Raw genomic sequence first — 13942 nt, forward strand, 5'->3', positions numbered from 1 at the left:
CCGCCGGGCGGACCCGCCGTGTGAATTTTGTGTTGCGGCTCTTGACGGGTCCCTGTGCGCTCCCGCTTAATGAATTGAGTTCATTTTAGCGTGAAGGAGAACACAGTGACCGATCAACGCACCCTGGGCAGCGAGACCGCGATCGAGCGCGACGTCGTCGTCGTCGGGGCCGGTCCCGCCGGGCTGATGGCCGCCCGCGCACTCGTGGCCGCCGGGCGCACCGTGGCCGTCCTGGAGGCCCGCGACCGCGTGGGCGGGCGCACCTGGTCGCAGACCGTCGAGGGCGCCTTCCTCGAGCTCGGCGGGCAGTGGATCTCCCCGGACCAGACCGAGCTGCTCGCCCTCGTCGACGAGCTCGGCCTGGGCACCTACCAGCGCTACCGCGAGGGCGAGTCCGTCTACCTCGCCCCCGACGGCGCCCGCCACACCTACACCGGGTCGATGTTCCCCGCCGGGGAGTCCACGATCGCCGAGATGGAGCGGCTCGTCGGAATCCTCGACGGGCTGGTCGAGCAGATCGGCGTGGCGCAGCCGTGGGCGCACCCGCTGGCCCGGGAGCTGGACACGATCTCCTTCTCCTCCTGGCTGCGGCAGCAGTCCTCCGACGAGGCCGCCTGCGACAACATCGGCATCTTCGTGGCCGGCGGGATGCTCACCAAGCCGGCGCACGCGTTCTCCGCGCTGCAGGCCGTGCTGATGGCCGCCTCCGCCGGGTCCTTCTCCAACCTCGTGGACGAGGACTTCATCCTGGACCGCCGCGTGGTCGGCGGCATGCAGTCCGTCTCCGAGGCCATGGCCGCCGAGCTCGGGGAGGACGTCGTGTTCCTGAACACCCCCGTGCGCACCATCCGCTGGGCCGGCGAGGGGCAGACCTACGCCGAGCACGTGCCCGGGACCCCCGTGACCGTCTGGTCCGACCGGCTCACCGTGGTCGCCCGCGACGTGGTCGTGGCCGTCCCGCCGAACCTCTACTCCCGGATCTCCTTCGAGCCGCCCCTGCCGCGGCTGCAGCACCAGATGCACCAGCACCAGTCCCTGGGCCTGGTGATCAAGGTGCACGCGGTGTACGAGACGCCGTTCTGGCGGGCTGAGGGCCTCTCCGGAACCGGCTTCGGCGCCCACGAGCTGTGCCAGGAGGTCTACGACAACACCAACCACGAGGACCCCCGGGGCACCCTGGTGGGCTTCGTCTCCGACGAGAAGGCCGACGCGGTCTTCGCCCTGCCCGCCGAGGAGCGCCGTCGGCTGATCCTCGAGTCCCTCGCCCGCTACCTCGGCGAGGAGGCGCTGGCGCCGGTGGTCTACTACGAGTCCGACTTCGGCTCCGAGGAGTGGACCCGCGGCGCCTACGCCGCCAGCTACGACCTCGGCGGGCTGCACCGCTACGGCGCGCACCAGGCCACCCCGGTCGGCCCGATCCGCTGGGCCTGCTCCGACCTCGCCGCCGAGGGCTACCAGCACGTCGACGGGGCCCTGCGCCAGGGCCGCGCCGCGGCGGACGGGATCCTCCGCGCCGGCTCGCTGACGGGGGCGGGGCGATGACCACCGCCGGGGTGCCGCGCTACGTCGTCGGCTACAGCGGCGACCGCCGCAGCCGGGACGCCGTGCGGCTGGGCGCCGCGCTCGCCCGCGACGTGGGCGCCGAGCTGGAGATCGTCCTGGTGCTGCGCACGGACGACCCGTACCAGCAGGTGTACCCGCCGGTGGGGGACATCTCGGCGGTGCTCCGCCGGCAGGCCCACCAGTGGCTGCGCGAGGCCGCCGCGCTGGTGCCCGAGGAGGTCGCGGCCCGCACCCACGTGCGGGAGGCCCGGTCCGTGCCGGCCGGACTGGTCGAGGCCGCCACCGAGCTCGGGGCCGCGATGATCGTGGTCGGCGCCGGCACGGGCGGCGGGCGCCTGACCCTGGGCTCCGTGGTGAACTCGCTGCTGCACAGCTCACCGGTCCCGGTGGCCCTCGCCCCGCGCCGGTACTCGGGGGACGAGCCGCTCACCCGGCTCTACGCCGCCGTGGGCACCCGCCCCGGTGCGCACCAGGTCATCCGGGAGGCCGTCGAGGCCGTCGAGCGCTCCGGCCTGGAGCTGGAGCTGATCTCCTTCCTCGAGGGGGAGGCCGTGGATCCGGACGCCACCGAGCAGGCCCGCCGCCGCGTCGAGGAGCACCTGGAGGCCGCGGCGGCCGAGGCCCGCCGGACCCGGCCCGCCACCGTGCGGGTCGCCTCCGGGCGGACCCTCAAGAAGGCCGCCCAGGACGTCGACTGGGCCCCGGGCGGCATCCTGCTCATCGGCTCGTCCCGCCTGGCCCAGGGGCGGCAGACCTTCCTGGGCACCACCGCAGCCCGGCTGCTCAAGCACATCCCGGTGCCGATGGTCGTCGTGCCCCGGCCCCTCCCGGAGGATGCTCCGGACCAGACCGAGAAGGAGGCCGCGTCATGAGCACCGGCACCGCACCGCTCGCCCACGAGCGCAGGACCCGCCACGACAAGGGGCTCAGCAAGGGGTCCGTGGGCCTTCTCGGCTCCGTGGTCATCGGCGTGTCCACCATCGCGCCCGCCTACACCCTCTCCGGCGCCCTCGGGCCCACCGCCGCCGCGGTGGGGACCCACCTCCCGGCGATCCTGCTGGTCGGCTTCGTGCCCATGCTCCTCGTGGCCGTCGGCTACCGGCAGCTCAACCGGGCCATGCCCGACTCCGGCACCACGTTCACCTGGGTGTCGAAGGCCTTCGGCCCCTGGGTGGGGTGGATGGGCAGCTGGGGACTCCTCGCCGCGACCATCCTGGTGCTGTCCAACCTCGCCGGCATCGCCGTGGACTTCTTCTACCTGGCCCTCGCCCAGATCACCGGCAACGACGCCATCGCGGAGCTCACCCGCAACGTGCCCGTCAACGTGGCCACCTGCCTGGCGTTCGTGGCGGTCGCGGCCTGGATCTCCTACCGGGGCATGGAGGCCACCAAGGTGGTGCAGTACGTCCTGGTCGTCTTCCAGCTGGTCGTCCTGCTGTGGTTCGCCGCCGCGGCCTTCGGCCACGTGGCCGGCGGCACCGCCTTCGACGGCCTCGCCGTGCGCGCCGAGTGGTTCAACCCGTTCGGTGTGGAGACCTTCTCCGCGTTCGCCGCGGGGGTGTCCCTGTCCGTGTTCATCTACTGGGGCTGGGACGTGGTGCTCACCCTCAACGAGGAGAGCAAGGACTCGACCACCGGGCCCGGCCGCTCGGCCATCGCGACCATCCTCGTCATCGTCGCCCTCTACATGGCCGTCTCGCTCGCCGTGCTGTCCTACTCGGGGGTGGGCTCCGCCGAGCTGGGCCTGGGCAACGAGGACATCCAGGAGAACGTCTTCGCGGCGCTCGCCGGTCCGGTCATGGGGCCGTTCGCGATCCTGATGTCCCTCGCGGTGCTGTCCTCCTCGGCGGCGTCGCTGCAGTCCACGATGATCTCCCCGGCGCGCACCATGCTCGCCATGGGGCACTACGGCGCGCTGCCGGCGAAGTACGCCCGGATCACCTCCCGCTTCCAGTCCCCGGGCTACGCCACGATCGCGGCGGCCGTCATCGCCTCGGTGTTCTACGCCGTGATGCGCGTGGTCTCCGAGAACGTGCTGTGGGACACCATCACCACCCTGGGGATGATGGTCTGCTTCTACTACGGCGTCACCGCGCTGGCCTGCGTGTGGTACTTCCGCCGCGAGGCCTTCCGCACCACGAAGGCGTTCCTGACGAAGTTCCTGGCCCCGCTGCTCGGCGGGATCCTGCTGCTGGTCTTCTTCGTCCAGACGTCCTACGACTCCATGGACCCGGAGTACGGCTCGGGGTCCTCGATCGGCGGGGTCGGCCTGGTGTTCGTCCTCGGGGTGGGCATGCTCCTGCTCGGCATCGTCGTCATGCTCGTCCAGTACCGGCGCAACCCCTCCTTCTTCCGGGAGCGCTTCGAGACCACCGAGCTGCCGGTCCTCGACTGAGCGGACCGGCGGGCGGCCCCGCACCGGGGAGCGGGCCGGGCGGACGGGCCGAGGGGCCGGGGGTGACTCCGGGCCCTCGGCCCCGTCGTGGGCGCGAGTGACCGGTGCCGGCGGAACCTCGGTAGATTCGACAGGACCCGCACCGTCCGAGGAGTTGCCATGGCCCGCCCCCGTTCACCGCTCCTGTCGGTCGATGCCATCGTCACCGCCGCCCTCGCCCTCGTCGACGAGACGGGGGACTTCAGCTTCCCCAAGGTCGCCCGCCGCCTGGGGGTCAGCCAGTCGGCCCTGTACAACCACATCGACAACCGGGAGCACATCGTCGAGCTGATGCGCGGCCGGGTGTTCGCGGCCCCCGCGCCGGTGGACCTCGAGAACTCGCCGTGGGAGGACGCACTGCGCGCGCTCGTGCGGGCCTACCGGGGCTGCACGGTCGCCCATCCCCGCCTGGTTCCCCTGCTCATCACCCAGACCGTCCAGGACCTCGGGGTGATCGGGATCTACGAGGACATGGCCGTCGTCCTGGAGCGCGCCGGTCTTGGGCGTGAGGCCGTGGTCCCGGCGATCTCCACGATCGACTACCTGGTGCTGGGCTCCGCCCTCGACCTGACGGCACCCGAGGTCGTCTGGGCGCCGCCGGAGGGGCAGTACCCGGTCCTGAGCCGCGCCATCGCCGGTCTCGGATCTGTCGAGGAGCGCGCGGATGCGGCCTTCTCCTTCGGCCTGGAGGTGCTCGTGGCGGGAGTGCGTACGCAGGCGTTACACGGAATTTACTGAAACCCTTTCACTGCACTCTTGTGACGACGCGGCCGCCGCCCCATACTAATGAAAGCCTTTCATTTAATGTGATGCGGCTCACCCCCAGTCCTCGAGGAGGAAGACCATGTCCGACAATGCTGCGACGCCGGTGCACGCCGGTCGCGTGCCGCTGACGGCGACCCGTGCCGTGTCCGTCTTCGGGATCAGCGTGGTGGGGTTCATGACCGCCAATCTGGTCCCGGTCATGATCGTGGCCCTCACCGGCGAGCTCGGCCTCACCGCCACCGGGGCGGGAACGCTCATGACGGCGTCCCTGTTGGCCTGCGCGGCCTCCTGCTTGGCCACCTCGCGCTGGACGGCCCGGTCCGGGCGCTACGTCGTGGCGCGTGCCGGGCTCGCCCTGACCGGCCTGGGCTTCGGCGCCGCCGCCTTCGTCCCCTCCGTGCCCGTTGTCGTGGCCGGGGTGGTGCTCGGCGGTCTGGGCGCGGGCGGGGCGGTCTCCGCCGGCGGTGCGGCTCTCGGCGCGCTGCGCAATCCTGATCGCGCCTCGGGCATCAGCGGTTTCACCAACCGCGCGATCGTCTCGGTGGTCCTCTTCGTGGTACCGGTGCTGGGCGCCGGAATGGGCAGCGCCTTCGGCCTGCTCGCCGGCCTCGCCCTGGCCGCGCTGTTCACGACCGGCTGGCTGCCGGACCGTCCGGCACCGGAGACGGCCCCCGGCCCCGGGGGCTCCGCGGCTGCGCCCGTCGTGGCCTCGCGCAGCACGACGGCCGCCGGCATCGGGCTGCTGGTCTGCTTCGCCCTGTGGGCGCTGAGCGAGGACTCGCTGTGGGCGGTCGCGGCCACGATGGGCGCCGACCAGGCCGGTCTCGACGAGACCGGGATGGGACTGGTGCTGAGCCTGTCCACCCTCGGCGGGTTGGCGGCCTCGGCCCTGGTGGGTCTGGCCGGGCCGCGGCTGGGCCGCACGGTGCCGCTCGCAGCCGCCCTGGTGGCCGGCGCGGCGCTGAAGTTCCTCGCCGGGACCGTGACCGATCCGGGGTGGTACATGGTGGTCGTCATCGCCTGGAACACCCTCTACATGCTGTCCTTCATCTACATCGTCGCCGTGGCCGCCGCCCTGGACCCCTCGGGGAAGTGGTCGGCGCCGGTGCTGGGGGTCTACCTCGTCGGCTCCTCCTTCGCCCCCGTCTTCGGCACCTCCGTCTCGGCTGCCGCCGGATACCCCGCGCTCGGCGCGGTGCTGGCGGGGATGACGTGCGCCCTGCTGGTCCCCCTGGTCCTGATCTCCCGCCACTCCGTGCGCACCGAGGCGACCGCGGCCCGCACGACCCCGGAGGTCGAGTTCCCTCAGGCGGCGATCGCCTGATGTCCTCCGCCCCACCGTCCACCTCCCCACGAACGGAGAACAACCCCGTGCCCGCGCGCACTCTGTACACCCACGCGACCGTGTTCACCGCCGACGGCGCCGACGCCGAGGCCTTCGTCGTCGAGGGGGAACGCTTCCTCCACGTCGGCACCGAGGAGTCCGCCCGCCGGGCCGCCGGGCCCGGCGCCGTCGAAGTGGACCTCGCCGGGGGGTTCGTCCTGCCCGGCGTCATCGACGCCCACACCCACCTGCTGATGACGGGCCAGTCCCTGCAGAAGGTCGCGCTGCGCGACGCCGCGGACCTGGCCGAGATCCAGGCCCGGCTGCGCCGGGCGGCCGAGCAGGCCCCGGACGCTCCCCGCATCCTGGGCGCCGGCTGGCTCTACAGCGCCCTCGACGGGGCGGCACCCACCCGGCAGCTGCTCGACGAGGCCGTTCCGGACCGGCCCGTCTACCTCGACGCCAACGACCTGCACTCGGTGTGGGTCAACACCGCGGCCCTGGCCGAGCTGGGCATCGACGACACCACGCCGGACCCGATCGGCGGCCGGATCAGCCGCGACCCGGCCACCGGGGTGGCCGACGGGATGCTGCACGAGACCGCAGCCCAGCAGATCGTCTGGCCCGCCCTGGCCCGGGCGGCCACGGACGCCGACCGGGACGCCCAGCTGGCGTCGGCGTTCGAGCACTACCTGGCCGTGGGCGTGACCGGTGCGGTGGACATGGCGGTCCAGGACGACGACCTCGCCGCCCTCCGCCGCGCCGCCCACCGCCACGGTGGTGCTCTGCCCCTGCGGGTCAGGGGCCACTGGCTCGTCCACCGCCGCAACACGGCGGAGGAGAACCTCGGCCAAGTCGCCCGGGCCGCGCAGCTGGCGCACGAGCACGCCGGGGACCGGTTGCGCATCTGCGGGATCAAGATCGTCGTCGACGGCGTCATCGACAGCTGCACCGCGGCCATGAAGGAGCCCTACGCCGACGGCAGCACGTGCGAGCCGATCTGGGACCGGGAGTCGCTGACGCCGGTGGTGGTCGCCGCCGACGCCGCGGGGCTGCAGATCGCCCTGCACGCCATCGGGGACGAGGCCTCCGACATCGCCCTGGACGCCCTCGAGCAGGCCCACCGGAGCAACGGTCCCCGGGACCGCCGGCACCGGATCGAGCACCTGGAGTCGGTCACCGAGGCCAACGTGCGCCGCCTCGCCGCCCTGGGCGTGGTGGCCTCCGTGCAGCCGGTGCACGCCGACCCGGCCATCCAGGACAACTGGCGCGCGGTGCTGGGCGACCACCGGGTCGAGCGCGCCTATCCGTGGACCGAGTTCCTCGCCGCCGGCGCCACGCTGACGATCAGCACGGACGCCCCCACCGCCCCCCACCCGCCGCTGCCCAACCTGTACGTGGCCACCACCCGCCGCTCGGCACTGGACCCGTCGCTGCCCGCCAACCTGCCGGGATACGCCCTGGACCTGGCCGACGCCCTGTGCCACGCCACCCGGGACGCCGCCTACTCCTGCCGCGCGGAGCACCACGAGGGCCGCATCCGCGCCGGGCACCTGGCCGACTTCGCCGTTCTCGACGCCGACCCCTTCACCGCCGAGGCCGCCCGGCTGCTGCGCATCCGCACGTTGCTGACCGCCGTCGGCGGCCGCGTCGTCTTCGACGCCGCCGGGACCGCGACCCTCGCCGCTGCCGCGTCGTGAGCGCCACATCACCTGCCCCTGTCCGTCCGAGCACCCGAGGAGTCTCCACCATGCCCCCTCTCACCCGTCCCGCCGCCGACCAGGCCACGTCGACCGCTGCGGCCCGCACCGTGATGCCCGCCGAGTGGGCCCCGCACGAGCGGACCTGGATGGCCTTCCCGCCCCCCAACGACACCTTCGGCCCGGCCGGCAGCGAGACCCTCGCCCGCGCCCGGCAGGCCTGGGCCGCCGTGGCCCGCACGATCGCCCGCCACGAGCCCGTCACCGTGGTGGCCGCACCCGCCGACGCCGACGCCGCCCGCGCCGCGCTGGGAGAGGGCGTCGACGTCGTGACGGCTCCGCTCGACGACGCGTGGCTGCGCGACTCCGGGCCCACCTTCGCCCACGACCCGGCCGGGGACGTGGTCGCCGTGGACTGGGTGTTCAACGGCTGGGGCGCCCAGGAGTGGGCCGCCTGGGGCCACGACCAGCACCTGGGCCGCTTCGTGGCCGCGCGGGCCGGGGCCGCGGTGCTGGCCAGCACCCTGGTCAACGAGGGCGGCGGGTTCCACGTCGACGGCGAGGGCACCGTCCTGCTCACCGAGACCGTGCAGCTCGACCCCGGCCGCAACCCCGGGGCCGCCCGGGAGGACGTCGAGGCCGAGATCCACGCCCGGCTGGGCACGTCCCGGGCCATCTGGCTGCCGCGCGGTCTCACCCGCGACTACGACGAGTTCGGCACCCGCGGCCACGTGGACATCGTCGCCGCCTTCGCCGGGCCGGGGACCGTCCTGGTGCACCGGCAGGACGACCCCGCCCATCCGGACTTCGAGGTGTCCCGGCAGATCCGTGCGGTGCTCGAGGCCGCCACCGACGCCCGCGGGCGCCGGCTGCGCGTCGTCGACGTCCCCGCGCCCACCGTGCTCGACGCCGGCGACGGGTTCGTGGACTACTCCTACATCAACCACTACGTCGCCAACGGCGTGGTCGTGCTGTGCGCCTTCGACGACCCGCACGACGCCGTCGCCGCGCAGATCCTCGCCGAGGCCTATCCGGGCCGGGTCGTCGAGCTGGTCGACGCCCGCGACATCTTCGCCTTCGGCGGCGGCATCCACTGCATCACCCAGCAGCAGCCGGCGCCCCGCGGCGCCGCCACGGACGGGAGCGCCCGATGAGCGCCTCCGGCGGCCCGGAGAGATCGCCCGGCACCACGATCGACGGCAGGCCCGGCCGCGGGATCGACGTCGTGGAGGCGAGCATCGCACAGCTGCGCGCGGCCCTGGAGGCCGGACGCACCACCAGCGAGGAGCTGGTCACCGCCTACCTCGCCCGCATCGCGGCCTACGACCGCGGCGGCCCGGAGCTCAACGCCGTCGTCGTGGACAACCCCACGGCGCTGGAGGAGGCCCGCGCCTCCGACGCGCGCCGGGCCCGCGGTGAGGTGCTCGGTCCCCTGGACGGCATCCCGTACACCGCCAAGGACAGCTACCAGGTCCGCGGCCTCACCGTGGCGGCCGGCTCGCCGGCGTTCGAGCACCTCGTGGCCCGGCGCGACGCCTTCACGATCGAGCGTCTGCGCGCCGGGGGCGCGGTGCTGCTCGGGCTGACCAACATGCCTCCGATGGCCAACGGCGGCATGCAGCGCGGGGTCTACGGCCGGGCCGAGAGCCCCTACAACGGGGCGTACCTCACCGCGGCCTTCGGATCCGGCTCCTCCAACGGCTCCGGGACCGCCACCGCCGCCAGCTTCGCCGCGTTCGGCCTCGGCGAGGAGACCTGGTCGTCCGGCCGCGCCCCGGCGTCCAACAACGCCCTGTGCGCCTACACCCCCTCGCGCGGGGTGATCTCGGTGCGCGGCAACTGGCCGCTGGTGCCCACCATGGACGTGGTCGTCCCGCACACCCGCACCATGGCCGACCTGCTCGAGGTCCTCGAGGTGGTGGTCGCCGACGACCCCGAGACCCGCGGGGACTTCTGGCGGGTGCAGCCCTGGGTCGAGATCCCGGCCGCCTCGGCGGTGCGGCCGGCCTCCTACCCGGCCCTCGCGGGGCCCGACGCCGCCGCGGGCGTCCTGGCGGGACGGCGGCTGGGCGTGCCGCGGATGTACGTCAACGCCGACCCGGAGGCCGGGACCGCCGAGCACCCCGGCATCGGCGGCCCGACCGGCCGGCGCATCGAGACCCGTCCCTCCGTGCTCGCGCTGTGGGAGGCCGCCCGCCGCGACCTCGAGGCCGCCGGCGCCACGGTGGTCGAGGTCGACTTCCCGGTGGTGAGCAACTACGAGGGCGACCGGCCCGGAGCGCCCACCCTCGCCACCCGCGGACTAGTGAGCGCGGAGTACCTGCGGCGGGAGATCGTGGACCTCTCGGCCTGGGCGTGGCACGACTTCCTCGAGGCCAACGGGGACCCCGCCCTGCACCGGCTGGCCGACGTGGACGGTTCCCGGATCTTCCCGCACCCGCCCGGCGCCCTGCCCGACCGCTACGACGGGTTCGACGACGACATCGTCGACTACCCGGACTTCGTGCGCCGGCACGGCGTGCCCGTGCTGACGCAGATCCCGCACCTGGCGGAGGGTCTGCGCGGGCTCGAGGAGACCCGCCGCGTGGACCTGGAGCAGTGGATGGACGAGCTGGGCCTGGACGCCGTGGTGTTCCCCGCCGTCGCGGACGTCGGGCCCGCCGACGCCGACGTGAACCCGGACGCCGCGGACCTGGCCTGGCGCAACGGCGTGTGGGTGGCCAACGGCAACCTCGTGCCCCGGCACCTGGGCATCCCGACCGTCACCGTGCCGATGGGCACGATGGCCGACACCGGCATGCCCGTGGGTCTCACGCTCGCCGGCCGCGCGTGGGACGACACCGCCCTGCTGCGCCTCGCCGCGGCGTTCGAGGCCACCGGCGCCCGCCGCACCGTCCCCCCGCGCACCCCACCCCTGCCGGCATGACCCGCGCGGCCTTCCCCCTGCCCGCGAGGTGGCGCGCTCCGGTCCCCGCCACGTGCCACCTCACGGGCAGGGGGAGAGGAGGGGCCGGTCACCAGATGGTGACGCGCGACTCCGGGGGGAGCCACAGGCCGTCGCCGGGGCGGGTGCGGAAGGTCTCGTGGAAGGCGGCCATGTTGCGGACCACGCCGTTGCAGCGGAACTCGTCCGGGGCGTGCGGATCGCCCGCCAGGCGGTTGATCAGCTCCTGCTCCCGGGCGGTCGAGCGCCACAGCGCCGCGTAGGCGTAGAAGAACCGCTCGGCTCCCGTGAGCCCGTCCAGCACCGGCGCCGTGGCCAGGTCCAGGCCCTGGTCCGCGAGCGCCATCCGGTAGGCCACCAGGGCGATCTCCAGTCCGCCGAGGTCCCCGATGTTCTCGCCCACGGTGAAGGCCCCGTCCACGTGGTGCTCGGCGGAGAGCCCGCGCGGGGTGAAGCGGTCGTACTGGGCCACGAGTGCCGCGGTGCGCCGGGCGAACTCGGCGCGGTCCTCGTCGGTCCACCAGTCCTCGAGGTGCCCGCGGGCGTCGTAGCGGGCGCCCTGGTCGTCGAAGCCGTGGCCGATCTCGTGGCCGATCACGGACCCGATCGCGCCGTAGCACACGGCGTCGTCGGCGTCGGCGTCGAAGTAGGGCGGCTGCAGGATCCCGGCGGGGAAGACCACCTCGTTGAGCACGGGGTGGAAGTAGGCGTTGACCCAGTGCGGGTAGAGCAGCCACTCGCCGCGGTCCACGGGCGTGCCCACCTTCCGCACGGCGCGGTCGTGCTCCAGGGCCAGGCCGGCACGGACGTTGCCGAGCAGGTCCGCGGGGTCCAGGTCCAGGCCCGAGTAGTCCCGCCAGGTGCGGGGAGAGCCGACCTTGACGGTGAACGTGGACAGCTTCTCCAGGGCCCGGGCCCGGGTGGCCTCCGACATCCACTCCAGCCGGCCGATCCGCTCCCGGTAGGCGGCCAGCAGGTGCTCCACGAGCTGCTCCACCCGGGCCTGGTGCGCCGGGGGGAACCAGCGGTCCAGGTAGGCCCGGGCCACGTCGTCGCCCAGGATCCGGGTCACCAGGAACTCGGCGCGCTTCCAGCGCTCCCGGGGACGGGTGATCCCGGACAGGGCGGTGCTGTAGAAGCGGAAGTTCTCCGCCACGAAGGACCGGGGCAGGAACGGGGCGCGCCGGGACACGATCCGCCACGACTGCCAGATCCGGATCTGCTGCTCCGACCACTCCTCCCAGAGCTCGCCGAGCCGGGTCGTGAACGAGGGCTGGCGCACGATGATCCGGTCGAAGGCGCCCGTGCCCCGCTGCGGGGCGATGCCGGCCAGCCACGCCGCCCAGGGGAAGCCGGGGGCCATGGCCGCCAGGCCGGGCACGTCCACGGGGTTGTGCATCTGCGCCACGTCCCGCGCCGCGACGGTGTCCCAGTGCGCGGCGGCCAGCTGGGCCTCCATGGCCAGCACCGTGCCGGCGGCCTCCGCGCCGGTCACGCCCCACCGCGCCGGCAGGCCCGCGAGCTCGAGCATCGCCGCGACGTGGTCGGTGAACGCCGCGCGCAGCGGCCCGTGCACGGCGTCGGTGTAGTAGGACCGCGTGGGCAGCGACAGCCCGTCCTGGCACAGGAAGAAGGAGTAGCGGGAGGAGTCCCCGGAGTCGTTCTCCACGAAGAAGGACAGCAGGCCGTCCACCCCGGTACGCTGCAGGGCCGCCGAGGCCCCGGCGAGCTGCTCCTTGCCGCGCGCGGCGCCGAGCAGCTCGAGGTCGGGCTCCAGGGCGGCCCGGCCGCGGCGCTCGACGGCGTCCTCGTCGAGGAAGGAGCGGTGCAGGACCGCCATCCGCGACCCGGCGGGGGCCGCCCGGACGATCTCGTGCACCCGCCGGGCGTTGAGCTCCGTGAGGATCGCGGAGGCCCCGTCGGAGGCGCGGTCCTCGGGCAGCTCGTGGGCGTCGATCCAACCGCCGTTGACGTGCCGGTGCAGGTCGTCCTGCGGGCGGACGCCGGGGTGGAGGTGCTGCAGGTCGAGGCCGGAGGCGGTCGTCACGGGCGCATCCCTGTCGTGGTCGTGGGGCGTGTCGGAACGCACGGGGCCGACGACGTCGCCCGCCCGGTCCCAGCCTACGGACGGGAACGCCGTGGCCCGCGGTCGGCGGGCCACGGCGTCCGTGGTGGTCGTCACACCCGGGTGGGCGCGGGAGGGATCAGCTCGCGGACGGCTCCGGGCTCGCGGAGCCGGCGGCCTCCCCGGTGCCCAGCCACTTGCCCTCGAGCTCCTCCAGGGTGCCGTCCTCCCTCATGGTGGCCAGCGACTCGTTGACCTGCTCGAGCAGAGCGGTGTTGCCGGTCTTCACGGCCAGGCCCAGCTGCTCGCCGGTCTCGATCTCCTCGACCAGGCGCAGGTCCGGGTTGTCGGTGATGGCCGGGCCCATCACGGAGATGTTGCCGATCACAGCCTCGACGTCGCCGGTGTTGAGTCCCTGGATCATCAGGGCGGAGTCCTCGTACTGCACGACCTCGGCGTTGTTCTCCTGGGCCTGGGTCTCGCCCGTGGTGGCCTGCTGCACGCCCACGCGCTTGCCCGCGACGTCGGCCACGGAGTCGATGTCGGCGTCCGGGGCCACCAGCAGGGCGAGGTTGTCGTCGAGGTAGGGCTCCGAGAAGTCCATGACCGACTCGCGCTCCTCGTTGATGGTCATCCCGGAGGCGGCGAGGTCGCACTGGTCCGAGTCCAGGGCCACACCCGACTGGATGCCCTCGAAGGCGGTGCGGATGAACTCCGTCTCCACCCCCATGTCCTCGGCGATGTTGTTGACCAGGTCGATGTCGAAGCCGACGGTCTCCCCGTTCTCCGTGTACTCGAAGGGGCGGTAGGGGATGTCCGAGCACACGGTGAGCGTGCCCGGGTTGATCAGGCTGATCTCCCCGCCGGTCGCCTCGCCGCCGGCCTCCTCGCCGCCGCCCGTGCTCGAGCACGCGCTCAGCGCCAGCGCGGAGGCGGCCAGCACGGACAGGGCCGCTGCCCCGTGGAACCTGCTCTTCATGGATCTTTCCTTCCCTCGGGAGGTGCTCGCTCGTCCGCCCCGGGCGCGGCGTCGTGCCGGGGAGGGAGCCACTGCTGAATGAGCCTCAGTGTAGGGCGTCCGGGGTTGCCGGTGTGTTGCGCACCACTGGTCAGTAGCACATCGGCTGTCCCCACTGCTGTCCACGCG

11 protein-coding genes are annotated in these 13942 nt (G+C 73.6%); 8 read left to right on the forward strand and 3 right to left on the reverse strand.

Annotated features, from left to right (window positions below; translation table 11 throughout):
• The first annotated feature begins 105 nt into the window (after positions 1–105).
• The 4 genes from GMA12_RS08450 to GMA12_RS08465 all read left to right on the forward strand — a co-directional run bounded on the left by GMA12_RS08450 (position 106) and on the right by GMA12_RS08465 (position 4735).
• Positions 106–1542 (forward strand): flavin monoamine oxidase family protein, encoded by a 1437-nt coding sequence (locus tag GMA12_RS08450; protein ID WP_162459647.1) that lies wholly within the window; start codon positions 106–108, stop codon positions 1540–1542.
• A complete protein-coding gene (locus tag GMA12_RS08455) occupies positions 1539–2435 on the forward strand; it encodes a universal stress protein (protein ID WP_156269069.1) in 897 nt (298 codons plus the stop codon). Before GMA12_RS08450 ends, GMA12_RS08455 begins: the two co-directional genes overlap by 4 nt.
• The gene (locus GMA12_RS08460; RefSeq protein ID WP_156269071.1) at positions 2432–3958 is read left to right on the forward strand and encodes an APC family permease; all 1527 of its coding nucleotides are present in this window, start codon (positions 2432–2434) and stop codon (positions 3956–3958) included. Before GMA12_RS08455 ends, GMA12_RS08460 begins: the two co-directional genes overlap by 4 nt.
• 159 nt (positions 3959–4117) lie before the next feature.
• Positions 4118–4735, forward strand: a complete 618-nt coding sequence (locus GMA12_RS08465; RefSeq protein WP_156269073.1) for a TetR/AcrR family transcriptional regulator C-terminal domain-containing protein — start codon at positions 4118–4120, stop codon at positions 4733–4735.
• A gap of 78 nt (positions 4736–4813) precedes the next feature.
• Here GMA12_RS08465 and GMA12_RS19280 read toward each other — a convergent pair whose 3' ends face one another.
• Positions 4814–4939 carry a hypothetical protein gene (locus tag GMA12_RS19280; RefSeq protein WP_276607379.1) on the reverse strand — a complete coding sequence of 42 codons (126 nt, stop codon included), beginning with the start codon at positions 4937–4939 and terminating at the stop codon, positions 4814–4816.
• On the opposite strand from GMA12_RS19280, the gene GMA12_RS08470 reads away from it, so the two are divergent.
• From GMA12_RS08470 to GMA12_RS08485, 4 genes are read left to right on the forward strand one after another with little or no spacing between them, the layout of a single operon-like run.
• Complete coding sequence (locus GMA12_RS08470) at positions 4938–6086, forward strand: MFS transporter (RefSeq protein ID WP_206064663.1); 1149 nt, start codon at positions 4938–4940, stop codon at positions 6084–6086. The genes GMA12_RS19280 and GMA12_RS08470 overlap by 2 nt on opposite strands.
• 47 nt (positions 6087–6133) lie before the next feature.
• On the forward strand, positions 6134–7786 hold the full coding sequence (locus GMA12_RS08475) for an amidohydrolase (RefSeq protein ID WP_370830871.1): 1653 nt from the start codon (positions 6134–6136) through the stop codon (positions 7784–7786).
• A 50-nt stretch (positions 7787–7836) separates the two neighbouring features.
• On the forward strand, positions 7837–8940 hold the full coding sequence (locus GMA12_RS08480) for an agmatine deiminase family protein (RefSeq protein WP_156269079.1): 1104 nt from the start codon (positions 7837–7839) through the stop codon (positions 8938–8940).
• Entirely contained in the window at positions 8937–10712 is a 1776-nt protein-coding gene (locus GMA12_RS08485; RefSeq protein WP_156269081.1) for an amidase, read from the forward strand. The genes GMA12_RS08480 and GMA12_RS08485 overlap by 4 nt, the downstream gene beginning before the upstream one ends.
• A gap of 88 nt (positions 10713–10800) precedes the next feature.
• On the opposite strand, the gene GMA12_RS08490 is transcribed toward GMA12_RS08485, so the two are convergent.
• Complete coding sequence (locus tag GMA12_RS08490) at positions 10801–12777, reverse strand: M13 family metallopeptidase (protein ID WP_162459648.1); 1977 nt, start codon at positions 12775–12777, stop codon at positions 10801–10803.
• A 157-nt stretch (positions 12778–12934) separates the two neighbouring features.
• Positions 12935–13774: an ABC transporter substrate-binding protein gene (locus GMA12_RS08495; RefSeq protein ID WP_156269083.1), complete on the reverse strand. Its 840-nt coding sequence runs from the start codon at positions 13772–13774 to the stop codon at positions 12935–12937.
• Positions 13775–13942 lie beyond the last annotated feature (168 nt).

The sequence above is a fragment of the Kocuria sediminis genome, from assembly GCF_009735315.1.
Classification (GTDB): Bacteria; Actinomycetota; Actinomycetes; order Actinomycetales; family Micrococcaceae; genus Kocuria; species Kocuria turfanensis.

Excerpts from the sequence above, each read along its gene's own strand:
- GMA12_RS08455 (WP_156269069.1), top strand. The coding sequence starts at position 1,539 with ATGACCACCGCCGGGGTGCCGCGCTACGTCGTCGGCTACAGCGGCGAC.
- GMA12_RS08460 (WP_156269071.1), top strand. The coding sequence starts at position 2,432 with ATGAGCACCGGCACCGCACCGCTCGCCCACGAGCGCAGGACCCGCCAC.
- GMA12_RS08465 (WP_156269073.1), top strand. The coding sequence starts at position 4,118 with ATGGCCCGCCCCCGTTCACCGCTCCTGTCGGTCGATGCCATCGTCACC.
- GMA12_RS08470 (WP_206064663.1), top strand. The coding sequence starts at position 4,938 with ATGACCGCCAATCTGGTCCCGGTCATGATCGTGGCCCTCACCGGCGAG.
- GMA12_RS19280 (WP_276607379.1), bottom strand. The coding sequence starts at position 4,939 with ATGAACCCCACCACGCTGATCCCGAAGACGGACACGGCACGGGTCGCC.
- GMA12_RS08480 (WP_156269079.1), top strand. The coding sequence starts at position 7,837 with ATGCCCCCTCTCACCCGTCCCGCCGCCGACCAGGCCACGTCGACCGCT.
- GMA12_RS08485 (WP_156269081.1), top strand. The coding sequence starts at position 8,937 with ATGAGCGCCTCCGGCGGCCCGGAGAGATCGCCCGGCACCACGATCGAC.
- GMA12_RS08495 (WP_156269083.1), bottom strand. The coding sequence starts at position 13,774 with ATGAAGAGCAGGTTCCACGGGGCAGCGGCCCTGTCCGTGCTGGCCGCC.